Here is a 17591-nt window from a genome sequence, read left to right as displayed (position 1 = left end):
CCCCAGCGCCACCACCCGGAGAGGCGCGTGCTGGCGGTGTGCGGCGACGGCGGCTTTATGATGAACAGCCAGGAGGTGGAGACCGCGATCCGTCTGCGGCTGAACCTGGTCGTCCTGATCCTCGACGACGGCGCCTACGGCATGATCCGCTGGAAGCAGGCGGTGGACACCTTCCCCGACTTTGGCCTGACCTTCGACAACCCGAACTTCGTCCGCTACGCCGAGGCTTACGGCGCGCGGGGGGTGGCGCGTCGAGCGGACCGAAGACCCGGTCCCGACGCTCGAGGCGGCCTTTGCGGCGGGTGGCGTGCACCTGGTCGCCACTACCGGACGCCGGTCGCCGGGCTCTATTTTTGCGGCCCCGGTACGCATTCGGGCGGCGGCGTGTCCTGCGCGCCCGGGCGTAACGCCGCAATGCGGATCATCGCTGATCTACGCGGCCGGCGCGCCGCCCGGCAGGTTACGGTCCAAGGCCGCAATGGGCGAAGCTCCGATACCGCGCTCGGACGCTGAGTCGAACGTCCTGGGCGCGGACCACGCAGTGGGGGGCGGTCACTACCTGCGCCGATTTCGGCAAAGCGGGTATCGGCCCCTGATTTGAACCTGCTACGGCCTCAGCATTCTCGATGCTCTGAGAGGTGCAAGGCCATGCCTTCTTTCGCGGTTCTGACATGTGCTAAGTGCGGACATCTCGCCCAGACAACTGCAGTGAAGGAAGCTATTCGGGCATCGTCTCGCCGGATCCGCCCGCCGCGGTGGGGAAGTCCTTCAGCTTGGGAAGCCCGTCCTTTATCGGCAGCACGGCTTCGGCATAGTTCAGATGGACGGTCGGCTCGAACCGCATGGTCGGGATCGCCGCGGCACGGACATCGGTGAAGCCGAGGGTCGGGTGGCCGGTCATGATGTGGCCGCCGCACTTCCTGCAGAATTGCCGATCGCTCATTTCCGTCTTCCTGAACCCGCTGAGGAGTTCCGCGCCCCTGGTGACCTTCACGTCCTCCGCCCGGAACAGCACGTACGCAACCAGCGGCGCTCCCGAATAGGAACGGCAGGAACTGCAATGGCAATAGCCCATCTCCACGGGCGCGTCCGTGACCTCTATCTCGACCGCCCCACAGAAACAGGTTCCCCTATGCGTCGCGGCCATATCGTCACCTCTCTCCCCGGCAACCGCCGAACAGGCGCCTCTTCAGGCCGCGGAACTCGCCATTCGCCCACGGTCATGAACGTCGTCGGCCCGGCACTTTCATACTCCGTCCTGGGCGCCGCCGGAAGCGGATCGGCCGACCGTCACTGTGAACGGCATCACTGCGGGCTCGGCCCGGGTCGGTGTAGAGATGATTCAATCGGCACCACACCAGGAAGACAGGGAGGAGATCTTGCAGAGCTTGACGTTGCGCCCCGGCACGCCCGGTGACATCGGAGCCTGCGCATCGATCTGCCACGCAGCCTTCGCGACGATCGCCGGCCGACATGCCTTTCCCCCCGACTTCGAGTCTCCGGAGCCCGCGGAGCAGCTAATGGCATTCCTGCTCTCGCGCCCCGACATCTATTCGGTCGTGGCCGAGGCGGACGGCCGCGTGGTCGGCAGCAACTTCCTCTGGGAGACCGCCCCGATCGTCGGCGTCGGCCCGATCACCGTCGATCCGGCCGTGCAGAACCGCGCGGTCGGCCGACGGCTGATGGAGAACGTGTTGGAGCGGGCCCGGAGCCGGGGCTTCGCCGGCGTCCGCCTGCTCCAGGCCGGGTACCATACCCGCTCGCTGTCGCTCTACGCCAAGCTCGGATTCGATGTCCGCGAGCCTCTCGCGACTCTCCAGGGCCCGGCCGTTGGCCGCACGGTCCCGGGCCACGCCGTTCGCCTGGCCACTGAGGGGGACGTCGCAGCCTGCAACGCACTGCATCTCAGACTCCACGGCTACGAGCGCGAGCGGGACCTCCTCGACGCGATCGGGCAGGGAACCGCGACCGTGGTCGAGCATGGCGGCCGCCTCACGGGATACGCGACCACGATCGGCTTCTTCGGCCATGCCGTGGGCGAAGGCAACGAGGATCTCAAGGCGCTGATCGGCGCGGCCCCGGCCTTCCCCGGGCCCGGGTTCCATCTGCCGACGCGCAACGGCGAGCTGTTCCGCTGGTGTCTAGCGAACGGATTGCGCGTGGTCCAGCCGATGACGCTGATGAGCCTCGGCCTGTACAACGAGCCCGCGGGCGCGTTCCTGCCCTCGATCCTGTACTAAGCTTCGCGCGCCGTAAGAGGAATGCATGGCCGGTGCGCGGCCCATAACATCCTGCCGCCGAATTTGATCTGGCACTTGGGAGCGGTGATCAATCAGGCAGTGAGCAACGCGCGGGATCATTCCCCTTGCGGCGAGACGGCCGGCCCTGCATGGTCCCGGCCATGCAAAGCAGCCTGCCCCAGCTCTCACCGCAAACCGACCGCCCGACGGTCGTGCTGAAGCCCAACGGCCACAAGCGCGTGCTCGCCGGCCATCCCTGGATCTACTCGAACGAGGTGGCGATGGAGCCGGCGGTGAAGGCGCTCGCCCCCGGCAGCCTCGTTCGGATCGTCAGCCATGAGCGCCGGCCGCTGGGCACCGCGATATTCAATCCGCAGCCGCTGATCAGTGCCCGCATGCTGTCGCGGGATGCGAATGCCGTGATCGACCGCCGGTTCTTCGCGGCAAGGCTGAACCAGGCGCTCGCCCTGCGCGAGCGCCTGTTCGATGCGCCGTTCTACCGGCTCGTCCATGCCGAGGCGGACGGCCTGCCCGGCACCATTCTCGACCGCTTCGGCGCCGTTATCGTCATGCAGGTCAACACGGCCGGCATGGAGCGACTGCTGCCCGAGCTTCTGGCGGCCCTGGACGAGGTTCTGGCGCCGGAGGTTGTCCTGCTGCGCAACGACAGCGCGGCGCGGACGCTGGAGGGAATCGACTCCTACTGCCGGCTCGCCAAGGGCACGCTGGAGGGTCCGATCGAGTTGATCGAGAACGGCGTGCGGTTCCTCGCCGACCCGCGCGAAGGACAGAAGACCGGGTGGTTCTTCGATCAGCGCGCCAATCGCGCCTTCGTCGCGCGGCTGGCGAAGGACGTGCGAGTTCTGGACGTCTACAGCTACACCGGCGGCTTCGCCCTTCAGGCAGCCAGTGCCGGCGCGACGGAGGTTCTGGCGATCGACCGCTCGCAAGGCGCGCTCGACCTCGCGGCCCAAGCGGCGGCGCTCAACAGTGTCGCCGAGCGCTGCCGGTTCCGGCGCGGAGACGCCTTCGAGGAATTGCAACGCCTCGCCGCAGCGGGCGAGCGGTTCGACATCGTGGTCGCGGACCCGCCGGCCTTCGTCAAATCGCGCAAGGACCTGAATCAGGGCGCCCGCGCCTATCGCAAGCTGGCGCGCCTCGCGGCCGGACTGGTGCGCCGCGGCGGCTTCCTGTTCATCGCCTCCTGCTCGCACAATATGGAGCCGGCGCTGTTCGCGGAGCAGGCGCGGCGCGGGCTGGTCGATGCCGGACGGGGCGGGCGCATCCTGTTCAGCACCGGCGCCGACGCAGACCATCCGGTGCATCCGGCCCTGCCGGAGAGCGCCTATCTCAAGGCGCAGCTCCTGCAGGTGGACTGACGATCGATGCCGGGATCAGTGCCGGTGGCCTTCCTCGAGGTCGGCCAAGTTGCCGCCATGCGGATAGGCTCGCTTGATCTGCAGCATGATGAACAGCACGCTGAACCCGAAGAAGCCCAGCCCGCCATAATAGGCAACGGCTCCCTCGGAACCGGAGGCCACGAACAGCCCGATCAAGCCCAACAGCCCGACCAGGCCGTTCAAGATCCACTTGCTCACTCCATCCATTCTCGCCCCCACAACACTCCTAGAACAGCCTTGGTTCATGCCCCGGCATGACGAAGGGCATGATCTTCAAAGCCAAAGGTAAATATTTGTGCCTTCAGATAGGTCGGGAGGAACCGCTCTGTAAAGCCTTAAACCGGCCGCGCGGCTGTCCGGGCCGGTAGATACAGCCGGAACCGGGTACCGGCGGCAGTGCTGTCGACTAGCCGGATATCGCCGCCATGGGCGCGCATCAGCTCGCGGGCGATGGCGAGCCCCAGGCCCGTGCCGCCGGGCCGGGCCGAGCCGGCGAAGGGCTCGAACAGCCGCTCGCGGGCGCGGGGCGGCAGGCCGGGCCCGTTATCCGCAACCTCGATCTCGACGTGGTCGCCGGCGAGCCGGGCCGCGACGTCGACGCAGGTGGCGCCCGCCTGGACGGCGTTCTGCCCCAGATTGACCAGGACCCGGAAGAGCTGGTCGCGGTCGGCTTCGACCATGATCTCGTCGGCAAGGGCATGCTGCCAAGCCGCTTGTCCGCTAGGTTGCCCAGGGGATTGCCCAGGAAGCGGGACCGCCGCGACGACGGCGCCGGCCTCGTCCAGCAGCGGGCCGAGCCTGAACCGGGTGCGATCCAGGGTGGGCGGCCCGTCGCGGGTGAAACCGAGGGTCTTAGAACAGAGATCGACGGCGCGATCGATCGCCGCGATCAGGGTCGGCGTCATGCGCCGGACCTCAGGGTCCTCGCTGTCGACGAGCCGATCCGAAACCAGCCGCGCCGTGGCCAGGATGTTGCGCAGATCGTGGCTGATCTTGGTCACCGCCACGCCCAGCGCCGCCAGCCGCGTCTTCTGCCGCAAGGCGGCACGTAGGGCTTTCTGCATCTCCGCCAGCTCGCGCTGGGCGACGCCGATCTCGTCGCTCCGGCGGCTGGGCGGCGGCATTCGCGATGCATCCTCCGGATCGTCGCGGAACGCCATCATGCTCTCGGTCAGCCTGCGCATCGGCCGCACCATCAGCCATTGCAGGCTGAGATAGACGAGCGCCGCGGTGATCAGCGAGATCATGATCGACAGCGCCATGATACGGTAGGAATAGTCGATCAGCGCCGCCCGCATCGGTCCCTCGTCGATCACCACCTCGATGATCGCCTCGGGATCCTTGGGCGACGGCCCGACGATCCGGAGCCGCCGGTTCTCCTGCTGCGCTAGCGTCACGAATGCCTCGCCGATCAGCGGAAAGAAGCGCGCCCGACGCAGGTCGAAGGTTATGTCGACGGGCGGGACAGGCTTCGCCGCCAGCATCAGCCTCACGCCGTCGGTCCGCGTCAGGCCGATGAGATAGGAGCTGGCGTGGCGGAGCAGCTCGCGCTCCAGATCCTCGCTGACCATGTAATCCGGCGTCGCCTCGAGGGCGAGCAGCGCCAGATGCCCGGCGGCAAGCCGTTCCTGCAGATAGGTCAGACGGAAGCGGCCGGCGGACGGCGCATAGATCAGCACCTCGCTGAGCATGACGAAGAAGATCGTCAGCACGAGAAGCTTCGCCGACAGGCTCTGCGCCAACGGCGGAAGGTGCGGCCGGTAATTTACCATGCCGGATGATTCTAGCATAAGTTCGAAAGCAGAAACGTCAGCCGAACAGGCGCAGGAATCGAACCAGCCGGCGTGTCCGCTCGCTGAAGAGGGTCGGCGTGTAGAAGCTGCCGGCGGCGCGCTTGCTCACCTCCCCCAGGGTCGGATAGGGCGCGATCATGTTCGCGATCGCGCCGATCTTCAGATTCTGGCCGATCGCCAGCACCCAGACATGGATCAGCTCGCCGGCATGCGCCCCGAGGATCGAGGCGCCGAGGATCCGGCCGCGCGGCGTCGTCACCACCTTGATCAGCCCGTCGGTCGTCCGCTCGGCTTGGGCGCGGTCGTTCTCGGCAAAGGGCCAGCGCAGAATACGGATTTCTCGCCCTGCCTCGCGCGCCTGCCGCTCGGTCATGCCGACATGCGCCAGCTCGGGGTCCGTGTAGGTGACCCAGGGCACGGCCCGGTGATCGACCTTGGCCGGCAGGCGGAACAGCGCGTTGCGAATGACGATGCCGGCGTCATAGCCCGCCATATGCGTGAACTGAAAGCCCCCGGTCACGTCGCCGATCGCGAAGATCCGTCGATTGCTGGTCCGCAGCCGGCGGTCGACGGCGATGCCGCGGTCGGTGTAGGCGACGCCGGCCGCCTCCAGATCCAGGCCCTTGACGGTCGGCTTGCGCCCGGTGGCGACCAGCAGCACCGTTCCCTGAACGGTTTCGGTGGTGCCGTTGCGCTCGATCCGCGCCGTGATGGCGCCCGCACTGCCCTCGACCCCCACCACCTTCGTCTGTTCGTAAAGCGCGATCCCGTCCGCCCGCAGGCGCTGGCGCAGCAGCTCGACCAGTTCCGGATCGTCCTTGGGCAGGATGCGGTCGGCCTCCAGGATCGAGACGCGAGCGCCGAGCCGCCGGTGCGCCTGCGCTAGCTCGCAGCCGATCGGGCCGCCGCCGATCACCACCAGGTGATCCGGACGTTCGGTCAGGTCGAAGATCGTCTCGTTGGTGTAATAGGGCATGCGATCGAGGCCGGGGATCGGCGGGACCGCCGGGGCCGAGCCGGTCGCGACGACGAAACGGCGGGCGCGAACGCGGCCGTCGCCGGCGATCAGCTCGCGCGGTCCGATGAACCGCGCCTCCGCCTGGATCACCCGCACCCCCAGCCCCTCGAACCGCTCGACCGAGTCCTGCGGCGCGATCGCGTCGATGACGGCATGAACGTGATCATGCACGCGACGGAAATCGACCTCGGCTGCACCATCCGCGATTCCGAAAGGGGCGCCCCCGCCCGCCGCGCGCGCGGCATGGCCGGCGGCAAGCAACGCCTTCGACGGCACGCAGCCATAGTTCAGGCAGTCGCCGCCCATCCTGCGCCCTTCGATCAGAACCGTCGCGGCGCCGAACTGGCTGGCGCCGGCGGCGACGGTCAGCCCCGCCGATCCGGCACCGACGACGCAGATGTCCGCCTTCACCAAGTCCGTCATTGCCTGCGCGGCCCGTTCTTGCCGCCCATGAGATTCTTACCAGCCAGCTTTTTATAGACGATCGGCAGTAAAGCGAGCAGCGCCAGCCCGACGAGAGCCGTGATGATCTCGGGCGTCAGCACGCCGGCCGGCGAGATGTCGCCCCCCGCCTCGAAGATGCTGCCGAGCCCGGCACCGACCGACGCATAGACGAATGTACCCGGAATGATCCCGAAGAAGGTGCCGACGACATAGGTGCCCAACGGCACGCCCAGAAAAGCCGGCACCAGATTGACGACGAAGAACGGAAAGATGGGAACCAATCGCAGGACCAGCATGTAGCTGAGGCCGTTTTCCGCGAATCCTGCCTCCATCCGTTTAAGCCACGGGCCGGCCTTGGCCCGCAACAGGTCATGGAGGGCGCCTTTGGCGACAACGAACACGATCGTGGCACCGACCGTCGCGGCCATGACAGCATAACAGGTGGCGGGAATCTGGCCGAAGAGGAAGCCGCCTGCGATGGTCAGCACCGTGGCCCCCGGCACCGACAGCGCGACCGCGGCCGCATAGGCGACCATGAAGATTAGCACGGAAAGGAGCTGGTGGTCGGCGACCTGGGCCAGCAGCCATTCCCGATTGTCGCGCAGGGCGTCCAGGGAAATATAGTCATCGATGCCGAACAGGACGACCAGGACCAGCGCCCCGACCAGAATGGCGGCCGGGATCAGACGCTTGGCCGAAAAGACCTTATCCGACGGTCTGGCGTCGTTCCGCTTCATCCTCAGGTCCCGGATCGTGGGAAGATCATGACCGACCGGTCGTCGGTGCGTCCGTAGGCTCGCCCGCACCACCATATCCCCATTTAACATCCCCCACCGCCCCACGCCATTCACCATCCGGTGAGGGAGATTTGAGCCGAAGTTCCACCCCGGCCAATGCGTCCCGACGAAAGCGTTTAGGAACCAAAGGCTTGGCCACGAGTTTGCAGCGCCACACGGCTATCATGCGTTGACTCCGCCCGATCCAGACCTTATACACCTCCCGCAATTCGTACGGATCGATTCAACGGAGTCCTATTGTGAAGCGCACGTTCCAGCCCAGCGTGCTCGTCCGCAAGCGCCGTCATGGCTTTCGGTCGCGCATGGCCACGGTCGGTGGCAGAAGAATCTTGGCCCAGCGCCGCGCCAAGGGCCGCAAGCGCCTCTGCGTCTAAGCGGTTTATGGCCGCGATCGGACGGCTCAAGCGTCGCCCGGAATTTCTCCGGGTCGCCGATGCGCGGCGTAAATGGGTGGCTCCCGGTCTGATTCTTCAGACCACCCGGCAAGCCGGACAGGGGAGCCCTCAGCGTCCTGCGGGCGAGCGGGTCGAAAATGGCGGTGACGGCGACCTCCGGGTCGGGTTCACCGCCAGCCGCAAGGTCGGAAACGCGGTCGCTCGCAACCGGGCACGACGTCGGCTGCGGGCCGCCGTCGCAGAAATCCTGCCCCGCTATGCCAAGCGTGGACATGATTACGTGGTCATCGCCCGGGCCGGCACCTTGACCCGATCGTTCGATGACCTCGTCGCCGACCTGACGACCGGCCTGCGGCGTCTTGGCGTGTACCGCGCCGCGGAAGCTCTCGGGACCAGCCCCGAGCACGCGACGGAGAGATTGGTAGAGAGATGAGACTTGCGCGCGCCGCTTGCATCGGCTGCATTCGCGCCTACCAAATTCTGATTTCGCCAGTGCTGCCGCCGACCTGCCGGTTCGCGCCGAGTTGCTCGGCCTATGCCGGCGAGGCGATTGCCCTGCATGGCGTCATGACGGGCCTCTGGCTCGCGACGCGTCGCATTCTCCGGTGCCATCCCTGGGGCGGCTCCGGCTTCGATCCCGTGCCGCAACCGAACCATTCGGTCCCGGATCACCCAGGCTGCGGCTGCGCCGATCGCGCGCGCTGACGCCGACTTCACCGAATTCACCCTGTCTGAGACTTATTGAGGCGAACGAGACCGACCATGGACCAGCGTAACCTTCTTCTCGCGGTGCTCGCCTCCATGGTGATTCTCCTGGGCTTCCAATATTTCTACGAGGTCCCGCGACAGCAGCAGCAACAGGCCGAGCAGGCCGTCCAGCAGGAACGGAGCGAGGCGCAGCCGCCGGCCGATACCCTCGCACCGACGGCACCGGGAACTGTACCGGGCACCGAGGCTGGGACAGCTCCTGCGGCAGCCCCGAAGAGCCGCGAAGGGGCGCTCGCCGAGACACCGCGCGTTCGGATCGACACGCCAAGCCTCAGCGGCTCGATCTCGCTTATCGGCGGGCGAATCGACGATCTGGTGCTGAAGAACTACCGTGTCGGCGTCGAACCGGGCAGCGAGAACATCGTCCTGCTGTCGCCGTTGGGCGGTCCGAACGCCTATTACGCCGATTTCGGCTGGGTCTCCGCAGAGCCCGGTGTCGCGCTTCCAGGCCCGGCGACGCTCTGGCAGGCGGACGGCGAGGTGCTGACGCCCGACAATCCGGTAACGCTGAGTTGGGACAATGGCGAGGGCCTGCGTTTCAGCGCGACCATCCACGTCGACCGCAACTTCGTCTTCACCGTGACGCAGGCGGTCGAGAACACCGGCGACGCTCCAGTGACGGTATTCCCCTATGGCCTTGTCTCGCGGACGGGAACGCCGCCGGTTTCGGGCTTCTTTATTCTGCATGAGGGTCTGATCGGGGCTCTCGACGACGCGCTCGTCGAGGTCGATTACGACGAAGTCCAGGATCAGGATATCATCCGTTACGATAGCGAAGGCGGCTGGCTCGGCATCACCGACAAGTACTGGCTGGTGGCCTTGATGCCCGATCAGCAGGCGCAGATCGAGGCGCGCTTCGCCCACACGCTGCGCAATGAGAAGAACGTCTATCAGACCGATTACCGGGCCGGCGGCCTCACGGTCGCGCCGGGGCAGCAGGTGGAGAGCGAAAGCCGGCTGTTCGCGGGTGCCAAGGAGGTGCGACTGCTTGACGCCTACGGCGAAGAGTTCGGCATTCCGCTGTTCGACCGGGCCGTGGATTTCGGCTGGTTCTACTTCTTGACGAAGCCGATCTTCTACGCGCTCGACTACCTCTATCGCCTGGTCGGGAACTTCGGCGTCGCGATCCTGCTGCTCACCGTCGGCGTCAAGCTGGTGTTCTTCCCCCTGGCGAACAAGTCGTACCGGGCGATGAGCAAGATGAAGAAGCTGACGCCGGAGATGACGAAGCTCCGCGACCGGTACAAAGACGACAAGATGAAGCTGAATCAGGAGATGATGGCGCTCTACAAGCGCGAGAAGGTCAATCCAGCGGCCGGCTGCCTGCCGATCCTGATTCAGATTCCGGTGTTCTTCGCCCTCTACAAGGTCCTGTTCGTGACGATCGAAATGCGTCACGCGCCGTTCTTCGGCTGGATTCAGGACCTTTCGGCGCCCGATCCCACCTCGATCCTGAACCTGTTCGGCCTGCTGCCGTGGGGCGTGCCGGAGCTCGGCTTCCTCGCGATCCTCAGCATCGGCGTCTGGCCCATCATCATGGGAATTACCATGTACCTGCAGCAGAAGTTGAATCCGGCGCCGCCGGATCCGGTGCAGGCGCGGGTCTTCATGATGCTGCCTATCGTCTTCACCTTTATGCTGGGGCAGTTCCCGGCCGGTCTGGTGATCTATTGGGCTTGGAACAATCTCCTGTCGATCGCCCAGCAATGGGTGATCATGCGACGCATGGGGGTCAGCGCCTGACCGCGCCGGACGAGGACGAGGCGGCCCCGGCCGAAGAGGCCGCCCTGGAAGCGGGGCGTCGGCTCTTCGCTCAGGACTGCCAGTTCGTTGCCGGCGCCGCGGCGCGCGATGCGCTGCCGCCGATCGGCCTGCCCGAAGTCGCATTCGCGGGCCGCTCGAACGTCGGCAAGTCGAGCCTGATCAATGCCCTGACCGGCCGCAAGACGCTGGCGCGGGTATCGCACACGCCGGGGCGCACGCAGCAGCTGAACTTCTTCGATCTCGGCGGCCGGCTGATGCTGGTCGACCTGCCCGGCTATGGCTTCGCCCGCGCGGCGAAGAGTCGCATCAAGGAATGGACCGGCGTGACGGAAAGCTATCTGAAGGGACGGCCGACGCTGCGCCGGCTCTGCCTGCTGGTCGATTCGCGGCATGGGCTGAAGGCCAGCGATCGCGATGTCATGGCGATGCTGGATTCCACGGCGCAATCCTATCAACTCGTCCTAACCAAGGTAGATGAGGTGAAGCCCGGTCCGCTAGCCGAGCACTGCACCGCGATCGCCGCAGAGCTCGCCCGTCACCCCGCCGCACACCCGCAGATCATCGCCACCAGCGCCCGTTCGGGCGTCGGCGTGGCGGATCTGCGGGCCGCCCTCGCCGCGCTGGCGATCCCGGACTGATTCGGTTACAGTCCCGCGCCATGGCGCAGACGAATTTCGGCGAAACCAAACACTGGCTGCGGACGGCGCGAACGCTGACCGAGGCGCTGCCCTATATGCGGCGTCACGCCGGCAAGACGTTCGTCATTAAATATGGCGGCCACGCGATGGTCGATGCCGAGCTCGCGGACGTGTTCGCGCGCGATATCGTCCTGCTGAAGCAGGTCGGCATCAATCCGATCGTCGTGCATGGCGGCGGCCCGCAGATCGGGCAGATGCTCGAACGGCTGCAAATCAAGAGCGCGTTCATCGATGGCCTGCGGGTGACGGATGCCGCGACCGTGGAGGTGGTCGAGATGGTGCTGGCAGGGACGATCAACAAGCAGATCGTGTCCGCAATCAACGCCGCCGGCGGCAGCGCGGTCGGCCTGTCCGGCAAGGATGCCAACCTGATCCGGGCAAGCCGGCTGCAGACCAGCAAGAGCGGTCAGGCAATCGATCTCGGCTTTGTCGGCGCGCCGCAGCAGATCAATGCCGAGGCGCTCAAGGCGCTGGAGATGGCGGGAATGATCCCGGTAATCGCGCCGATCGGGGTCGGCGACGCGGGCGAGACCTACAACGTCAACGCCGACACTGCCGCCGGGGCGGTCGCCGCCGCCGTCAAGGCGACACGGCTGCTGATGCTGACCGATGTGGCGGGGGTGCTCGACAAGTCCGGCACCCTGCTGGAGACGCTGTCGATCGATCAGGTCCGGGCGTTCATGGCGGACGGCACGATTTATGGCGGCATGATTCCGAAGCTGGAAACCTGCCTCGATGCCGTCGAGAACGGCGTCGAGGCTGCAGTGATTCTGGACGGGCGCGTGCCGCATGCACTCCTGCTCGAAACCTTCACGGCGCACGGCGTCGGCACGATCATCCGCGGACCGTGATGGCCCAGATATCCGTCGAGCCCGTTGAACCCTCCGCCGAGCCCACCGGCGAACCCATCCGCGCGGTCGCGCGTTGCCCGAACGATTTCTCACCTCCTTCGGCCCCAGTTCGGCCGCTCCCGCAATAGCTCCGCAGGTACCGAGATGTCGACAACGATACGCCGATCAATCCTAGCGGCCCTCCTGATTCTGGCCGGTTTCGCGGGGGCCGCGACGCCGGCATCCGCCGCGGACGACCCTCGTACCTTCATCAGCCGCCTCGGCGATGAGACGGTCGGCCTTCTCAGCGCGTCGAAACCAACGCCCGAGCGCCGGGCCAAACTCGAGGAGCTTCTCTATCGCGCCTTCGATTTCGACACGGTGAGCCGCCTCGTGCTCGGTCGGCTGTGGCATCAAGCCACGCCCGAGCAGCAGAAGGCGTATCAGGAGGTGTTCGCGGATTTCGTCGTGCAGACCTATGCCAGGCGCTTGGCGGAGAACGAGATCAGCGGCTATGCCATCACCGACGTGCAGCCGCTGGGCGACACGGATACCATGGTCGAGACCGTCATCGAACGCCCGGCGGCGGAGGCCGTCCGCTTCGGCTGGCGGGTGCGCCAGAAGGGTGAGGATCCGAAGATCATCGATGTCGTCGTCGAGGGCGTCAGCATGGTGGTCAGCCAGCGCTCGGAATTCGCCTCGGTGGTGCGGCGCGACGGCATGGACGGCCTGATCGAATCTTTGCGGTCGAAGGTGTCCTGATTTCCCGCGCCCTCTGCGGAGGCCTGCGCCGATAATTAGGTTTATCCGGCCGCGATCTCCTTATGGATGTCGGCCGCGATCTCGAACGAGCGCAGGCGCGCCGCGTGATCGTAGATCTGCCCGGTCACGATGATTTCTTCGGGTTTGGTGGCCGCAAGGAACGTTTCGAGACCGCGGCGCACGGTCGCGGGCGAGCCGACCATCGAACAGGCGAGCGCACGCTCGACTCCAGCCTTTTCCATCGCTGACCAGCGCCCCTCCATCGTGTCCACCGGCGGTGGCAGCGGTCCCGGCTCGCCCCGCCGGAGATTGACGAACTGCTGCTGCGCCGACGTGAACAGGCGCTGCGCCTCGGCATCGGTTTCGGCCGCAAAGACATTCACGCCGACCATGGCGTAGGGCCGATCGAGCTGCTCGGAGGGCTTGAACTGGCTGCGGTAGAGCTCTAGGGCCGCGCTCATCTGCTCGGGCGCGAAATGAGAGGCAAAGGCGAAGGGCAGGCCGAGCGCGGCCGCGAGCTGTGCGCTGAACAGGCTGGAGCCCAGCAGCCAGATCGGCACATCAAGACCGGCGCCGGGCACTGCGCGGATCTTCTGACCGGGTTCGGCCGGTTGGAAATACATCTGAAGCTCAACGACGTCCTGCGGGAACATGTCGGCGTTGGTCGCCAGGTCACGGCGCAGCGCACGGGCTGTCATCATGTCGGTGCCGGGCGCGCGGCCGAGACCCAGATCGATCCGCCCCGGATAAAGAGACGCCAACGTGCCGAATTGCTCGGCAATGACGAGCGGCGCGTGGTTCGGCAGCATCACGCCGCCGGCGCCGACCCGCATCGTCTTGGTTCCGCCGGCAACATGGCCGATCACGACCGCGGTCGCCGCGCTTGCGATTCCGGTCATGTTGTGATGTTCGGCGAGCCAGTACCGCTGATAGCCCCATTGCTCGGCATGCTGCGCGAGGTCGAGCGTGTTGCGGAAAGCCTGCGCCGCGTCGCTGCCCCGGGGAATCGGGGCGAGATCAAGAACGGAGAATGGAATCATGCGGATCGCTTCGCGCCCTTCTATATTCGATGAATATCGAACGATATAGGAGGCCGGGGCGGCCCTGACAATACCGGGATCGCCCGCATTCGGTGCCGGCGCCGACGAGCATCCGGTGCGGGGCGACCTTACCGCTGCTGTCGATGCGGTCGGTTTCTTCCGTTACCGTTGGGCCGGCGCACGCGCTCGAACTCCTGAAAATAATCGCCGAACTCGCCCAGCAGCCGGAATCTGTCTTCCGCCTTCGCACCCAGGCGCGCGGCGACCGAGTTGATGAGCAGGTTCAGAATGACGTTCAGACTGGCGGTCGAGTCCCAGAACGTCTTGACGTGGGTGTAGCCTTCGAGGACCAGATCGGTGAACTCGTAGGCCCAGTGGCTGAATCTGTCGGTAACGATCACCACCGGAAGTCCCATCTCCTTCGCCTTTCTCGCCAGCAAGGGCGCACGGCGGGCATAGGCGACGGTATCGACCAGAACCAGGCAGCTTTCCTTCGGATCGGACTCGAGGACCTCCGAATAGGTGCCGGCCGAACCTTCGGCAAAGCGTACGCCGCTGCGGGCATATTTCAGGCGGTTGGCAAAGTCGAGCGCGGTTCCCTTCGTCGCCTGGAAACCCGCCACATGAATGAAGCGTCGCCTGGTCAGAAGATCGACGATCTTCTGCCAGCGATCGGTGGCGACGAGCTCATAGGCCTTGAGCACGGCACACAGCTCGAGCTCCAAGCTCGTCCGCAGATGATCGACGTCGTCATGACGGACCTGGAAGCGGTCCAGAACGTCGTCGACGATCTGCTCCTCCTCCGGATAGCTTGCGCGCAGACGATCCTTCAGCTCCCTGAGGTTGGCAAAGCCGAGCGAGCGAATGAAGCGGATGACCGACATCTCGCTGACCCCGGCGCTGGTCGCGATCGAGGCGCCGGTTTCGAACGGAATCGAGGAGAAATTTTCGCGGAGATACGCGGCGATCGCCCGTTCGGCCGGCGTAAATTCATGGGACCGTTTCCTTAACGTCTCTTCGAGCGTCTTCAGGCCGGTCCTTCGCCCGCGTGCCCTCCCGTGGCTCCTTGGCGCCTTTTCCGGCATCGGCTTTCCGGCATCAGCCATGGCTGCCCTTCCATGCGGAGCCTGTGTCCATGTCGCGCGCCCCCTCCTCCGATGCGGTCGCCGCCTCCAGCCGCGGCGCCGACGCGATGAGCCTTCGCGTGTAGTCATGGCGGGGACGGGCCAAGACCTCTTCGACGGCGCCGATCTCGACGAGTTGCCCGGAGCGGAACACGGCCACGCGATCGCAGAACATACGCACCACCGCGAGGTCGTGAGAGATATAGAGGGTTGTAAGACCCTGTGTCTCGCGCAATCGGCGAAGCAAGGACAGGATCTGCGCCTGGATGGTGACGTCGAGGGCGGAGGTGATCTCGTCGGCGATCAGAACTTCGGGGGACAGCGCGAGCGCCCGGGCGATGCTGACCCGCTGGCATTGGCCGCCCGACAGCTGGCGCGGCCGACGACCGGCGAGCTCAGCCGGCAGTTCGACCATCGCCATCAGCGCGGCCGTGCGCTTGCGGGCGCCGCTTCGGTCCGCCAAGCGATGGCGGATCATCGGCTCGGCGATGGTCTCCTCGACCGTCATGCGGGGATTGAGCGCGTCGTAAGGACTCTGAAACACCATCTGCACGGCGCGGCGATAGGCGCTGAGCGTTTCGCCCTTGAGATCATGTACGGACGCGCCGCGAAAGGTGATCCGCCCGCCACTCGGATCGATCAGGCGCGTGATCGCGCGGGCGATCGTGCTCTTGCCCGAGCCGCTCTCGCCGACGATCCCGAAGCTTTCGCCTCGCCGCACGTCGAAGCTCACCGCATCGACGGCCTTCACGCTCGCTTTCTCGCTGCCGCGCAGCAGGCCGAGAAGGCCGCGCGCGGATGCGAACTCGACGGAAAGATCGTCGACCGCCAACAGAGGCTCCGAGGTCGTCGCCACGGCTGCCGGGCGCGCCGTCTTCCCATGCTGTTGCGACAGCCGGCTGGGCTGCGAGTCGATGAGAAGGCGCGTATAGGCGTGGCTCGGCACATTGATGATCTCGCGCGTCGGCCCCTGCTCGACCACGACGCCGTTGCGCATGACCACGACGCGATCGCAGATCTCGGCGATGACGCCAAGATCGTGCGAGATCAGAACGATCGAGAGGCCGCGCTGCCGATTGAGATCCTTCAGAAGTTCGAGAATGCGGGCCTGAACCGTGACATCGAGCGCCGTAGTCGGTTCGTCGGCGAGTAGAAGCCGCGGCTCGCAGGCGATTGCGGAAGCGATCATGGCGCGCTGCTTCATGCCGCCAGAGAGTTCGTGCGGATGGGAGTCGACGCGCAGCTCCGGATCCCTGATCCGCACGTCGCGCAGCATCTGGATGGCCGCGTCGCGCGCCCGCGCCGCGCCATACCCGAAATGCATGCGCAAGGGCTCCGCCACATGGCGCCCGATCGTCATCAGCGGGTCGAGATGCGACGAGGGATTTTGAAAGATCATGGAGATGTGCCGGCCGCGCACGCGTCGCATCTCGGCCTCGGAAAGCTGCAGCAGATCGCGACCGTCGAAGGAGACGCGACCGCCGACTCTCGCCATCCACGGCAGCAACCCGAGGACGGCCCGGCAGGTCACCGATTTCCCGGATCCGCTTTCGCCGACGATCCCGACGATCTCGCCGACATTGACCGCGAATGAGACGCCGCGCACCGCCTTCACCGCGACATGGGGCGCGCCGAAGTCGACCGTAAGGTCCTCGACCGACAGCAGCGGCGCGGGAGGAGGTTGCTCCGTCATGCCGCTGGTCAAGACGTGACCTTCAGCGCATGAGCGAGCCCATCGCTGACCAGCAGGAAGCCGAGCCCAAGGGTAACGGCCGCAAGCCCCGGGAAGAAGCAGATCCACCAGGCGTCGATGACGTAGGGCTGGCCGTCGGCGATCATCACGCCCCATTCGGCCGTCGGCGGCTGCGCGCCGAGCCCGAGGAAACCGAGGCTCGCGCCGGCCAGGATGACCAGCACTGCGTCGCTCATGGCGTAGACCACAATCGGCGAGATCGCGTTCGGCAGAACGTGACGCAGGACGATATAGAGCGGGTGATAGCCGAGTGCCCGGGCCGCTTGGATATATTCGGCGTTCTTGAGCACGACGACTTCCGCCCGGATGAGGCGCGCATAGGAGACCCAGGCCACGAGGGCGAGCGCGATGAAGTAATTGCCGAGCCCCGGCCCCAGCATGCCCACGATCGCGATCACGAGGATGAAGAAGGGGAAGGCAACCGTGATGTCGACAAGACGCATCATCACCGTGTCGAGCAGCCCCCCGAAATAGCCGGAGAACAGCCCGACCGTCACGCCGATCACAAGCGGCGGCAGGACGCCCGCAACCCCCATCCAGACATCGATGCGGGCGCCGAAGACGACGCGCGCGAACACGTCCCGGCCGAGATGGTCGGTGCCGAAGGGATGGTTGAGGCTCGGCGGCTGCAGAATGGCCAGGAGGTCGATCGCATTCGGATCGGCGCCGGCGAAGACCGGGGCGCCGATCGCCAGAATGACCCAGGCGGCCAGGATAGCGGCCCCTAGCGCAATCTCGAACGGTACCTTGCGGGACATTGACGCG

The 17591-nt window shown here is 66.1% G+C and carries 19 protein-coding genes; 10 read left to right on the top strand and 9 right to left on the bottom strand.

Annotated features, from left to right (window positions below):
- Positions 1-27: 27 nt before the first annotated feature.
- Positions 28-513, top strand: a complete 486-nt coding sequence (locus DT069_RS24985) for a thiamine pyrophosphate-dependent enzyme (protein ID WP_425450279.1) — start codon at positions 28-30, stop codon at positions 511-513.
- 205 nt (positions 514-718) lie between these two features.
- On the opposite strand, the gene DT069_RS15655 is transcribed toward DT069_RS24985, so the two are convergent.
- Positions 719-1147: a GFA family protein gene (locus DT069_RS15655; protein ID WP_119461235.1), complete on the bottom strand. Its 429-nt coding sequence runs from the start codon at positions 1145-1147 to the stop codon at positions 719-721.
- A 232-nt stretch (positions 1148-1379) separates the two neighbouring features.
- On the opposite strand from DT069_RS15655, the gene DT069_RS15650 reads away from it, so the two are divergent.
- Both DT069_RS15650 and DT069_RS15645 read left to right on the top strand, forming a co-directional pair.
- Positions 1380-2240, top strand: coding sequence for a GNAT family N-acetyltransferase (locus tag DT069_RS15650; RefSeq protein WP_425450278.1), 861 nt, complete (start codon positions 1380-1382; stop codon positions 2238-2240).
- 161 nt (positions 2241-2401) lie between these two features.
- The gene (locus DT069_RS15645; RefSeq protein WP_119461284.1) at positions 2402-3619 is read left to right on the top strand and encodes a class I SAM-dependent rRNA methyltransferase; all 1218 of its coding nucleotides are present in this window, start codon (positions 2402-2404) and stop codon (positions 3617-3619) included.
- 15 nt (positions 3620-3634) lie between these two features.
- On the opposite strand, the gene DT069_RS15640 is transcribed toward DT069_RS15645, so the two are convergent.
- From DT069_RS15640 to DT069_RS15625, 4 genes are all read right to left on the bottom strand, one after another.
- Complete coding sequence (locus DT069_RS15640; RefSeq protein ID WP_119461234.1) at positions 3635-3838, bottom strand: hypothetical protein; 204 nt, start codon at positions 3836-3838, stop codon at positions 3635-3637.
- Between the two features lie 137 nt (positions 3839-3975).
- Positions 3976-5412: a sensor histidine kinase gene (locus DT069_RS15635; protein ID WP_162913229.1), complete on the bottom strand. Its 1437-nt coding sequence runs from the start codon at positions 5410-5412 to the stop codon at positions 3976-3978.
- Positions 5413-5449: 37 nt separating this feature from the next.
- Positions 5450-6874, bottom strand: a complete 1425-nt coding sequence (locus tag DT069_RS15630) for a dihydrolipoyl dehydrogenase family protein (RefSeq protein WP_119461232.1) — start codon at positions 6872-6874, stop codon at positions 5450-5452.
- Entirely contained in the window at positions 6871-7632 is a 762-nt protein-coding gene (locus DT069_RS15625; RefSeq protein ID WP_119461283.1) for a TVP38/TMEM64 family protein, read from the bottom strand. The genes DT069_RS15630 and DT069_RS15625 overlap by 4 nt, the downstream gene beginning before the upstream one ends.
- A 299-nt stretch (positions 7633-7931) precedes the next feature.
- Here DT069_RS15625 and rpmH point away from each other — a divergent pair, with 299 nt between their 5' ends.
- The 7 genes from rpmH (at position 7932) to DT069_RS15590 (ending at position 12909) form a co-directional block, all read left to right on the top strand.
- The gene (rpmH, locus tag DT069_RS15620) at positions 7932-8066 is read left to right on the top strand and encodes a 50S ribosomal protein L34 (RefSeq protein ID WP_119461231.1); all 135 of its coding nucleotides are present in this window, start codon (positions 7932-7934) and stop codon (positions 8064-8066) included.
- Positions 8067-8073: 7 nt separating this feature from the next.
- The gene (gene rnpA / locus DT069_RS15615) at positions 8074-8520 is read left to right on the top strand and encodes a ribonuclease P protein component (protein WP_119461230.1); all 447 of its coding nucleotides are present in this window, start codon (positions 8074-8076) and stop codon (positions 8518-8520) included.
- The gene (yidD, locus tag DT069_RS15610; protein WP_119461229.1) at positions 8517-8792 is read left to right on the top strand and encodes a membrane protein insertion efficiency factor YidD; all 276 of its coding nucleotides are present in this window, start codon (positions 8517-8519) and stop codon (positions 8790-8792) included. Before rnpA ends, yidD begins: the two co-directional genes overlap by 4 nt.
- Before the next feature lie 57 nt (positions 8793-8849).
- Positions 8850-10598 (top strand): membrane protein insertase YidC, encoded by a 1749-nt coding sequence (yidC, locus tag DT069_RS15605; RefSeq protein WP_119461228.1) that lies wholly within the window; start codon positions 8850-8852, stop codon positions 10596-10598.
- On the top strand, positions 10562-11257 hold the full coding sequence (gene yihA, locus DT069_RS15600) for a ribosome biogenesis GTP-binding protein YihA/YsxC (protein ID WP_119461227.1): 696 nt from the start codon (positions 10562-10564) through the stop codon (positions 11255-11257). Before yidC ends, yihA begins: the two co-directional genes overlap by 37 nt.
- Positions 11258-11277: 20 nt before the next feature.
- Positions 11278-12168 (top strand): acetylglutamate kinase, encoded by an 891-nt coding sequence (gene argB / locus DT069_RS15595; protein ID WP_119461226.1) that lies wholly within the window; start codon positions 11278-11280, stop codon positions 12166-12168.
- A gap of 144 nt (positions 12169-12312) precedes the next feature.
- Positions 12313-12909, top strand: a complete 597-nt coding sequence (locus DT069_RS15590) for an MlaC/ttg2D family ABC transporter substrate-binding protein (RefSeq protein WP_119461225.1) — start codon at positions 12313-12315, stop codon at positions 12907-12909.
- Positions 12910-12950: 41 nt separating this feature from the next.
- Here the strand turns inward: DT069_RS15590 and DT069_RS15585 are convergent, their stop codons facing one another.
- The 4 genes from DT069_RS15585 to DT069_RS15570 form a co-directional block, all read right to left on the bottom strand.
- A complete protein-coding gene (locus DT069_RS15585; protein ID WP_119461224.1) occupies positions 12951-13949 on the bottom strand; it encodes an LLM class flavin-dependent oxidoreductase in 999 nt (332 codons plus the stop codon).
- 128 nt (positions 13950-14077) lie between these two features.
- Positions 14078-15055 (bottom strand): MurR/RpiR family transcriptional regulator, encoded by a 978-nt coding sequence (locus DT069_RS15580; RefSeq protein WP_162913228.1) that lies wholly within the window; start codon positions 15053-15055, stop codon positions 14078-14080.
- Entirely contained in the window at positions 15048-16766 is a 1719-nt protein-coding gene (locus tag DT069_RS15575; RefSeq protein WP_425450277.1) for a dipeptide ABC transporter ATP-binding protein, read from the bottom strand. The genes DT069_RS15580 and DT069_RS15575 overlap by 8 nt, the downstream gene beginning before the upstream one ends.
- Before the next feature lie 8 nt (positions 16767-16774).
- On the bottom strand, positions 16775-17584 hold the full coding sequence (locus DT069_RS15570) for an ABC transporter permease (protein WP_119461282.1): 810 nt from the start codon (positions 17582-17584) through the stop codon (positions 16775-16777).
- Between the last annotated feature and the right edge of the window lie 7 nt (positions 17585-17591).

Source organism: Virgifigura deserti, assembly GCA_003576685.1.
GTDB lineage: Bacteria > Pseudomonadota > Alphaproteobacteria > Dongiales > Dongiaceae > Virgifigura > Virgifigura deserti.
This window is presented reverse-complemented; position numbering and strand designations above follow the sequence as displayed.

Coding starts and splice junctions, on each gene's coding strand:
- DT069_RS15655 (WP_119461235.1), bottom strand. CDS start 1,147: ATGGCCGCGACGCATAGGGGAACCTGTTTCTGTGGGGCGGTCGAGATA.
- DT069_RS15645 (WP_119461284.1), top strand. CDS start 2,402: ATGCAAAGCAGCCTGCCCCAGCTCTCACCGCAAACCGACCGCCCGACG.
- DT069_RS15635 (WP_162913229.1), bottom strand. CDS start 5,412: ATGGTAAATTACCGGCCGCACCTTCCGCCGTTGGCGCAGAGCCTGTCG.
- DT069_RS15630 (WP_119461232.1), bottom strand. CDS start 6,874: ATGACGGACTTGGTGAAGGCGGACATCTGCGTCGTCGGTGCCGGATCG.
- DT069_RS15625 (WP_119461283.1), bottom strand. CDS start 7,632: ATGAAGCGGAACGACGCCAGACCGTCGGATAAGGTCTTTTCGGCCAAG.
- rnpA (WP_119461230.1), top strand. CDS start 8,074: ATGGCCGCGATCGGACGGCTCAAGCGTCGCCCGGAATTTCTCCGGGTC.
- yidD (WP_119461229.1), top strand. CDS start 8,517: ATGAGACTTGCGCGCGCCGCTTGCATCGGCTGCATTCGCGCCTACCAA.
- yidC (WP_119461228.1), top strand. CDS start 8,850: ATGGACCAGCGTAACCTTCTTCTCGCGGTGCTCGCCTCCATGGTGATT.
- yihA (WP_119461227.1), top strand. CDS start 10,562: ATGGGTGATCATGCGACGCATGGGGGTCAGCGCCTGACCGCGCCGGAC.
- argB (WP_119461226.1), top strand. CDS start 11,278: ATGGCGCAGACGAATTTCGGCGAAACCAAACACTGGCTGCGGACGGCG.
- DT069_RS15590 (WP_119461225.1), top strand. CDS start 12,313: ATGTCGACAACGATACGCCGATCAATCCTAGCGGCCCTCCTGATTCTG.
- DT069_RS15585 (WP_119461224.1), bottom strand. CDS start 13,949: ATGATTCCATTCTCCGTTCTTGATCTCGCCCCGATTCCCCGGGGCAGC.
- DT069_RS15580 (WP_162913228.1), bottom strand. CDS start 15,055: ATGGCTGATGCCGGAAAGCCGATGCCGGAAAAGGCGCCAAGGAGCCAC.
- DT069_RS15575 (WP_425450277.1), bottom strand. CDS start 16,766: ATGACGGAGCAACCTCCTCCCGCGCCGCTGCTGTCGGTCGAGGACCTT.
- DT069_RS15570 (WP_119461282.1), bottom strand. CDS start 17,584: ATGTCCCGCAAGGTACCGTTCGAGATTGCGCTAGGGGCCGCTATCCTG.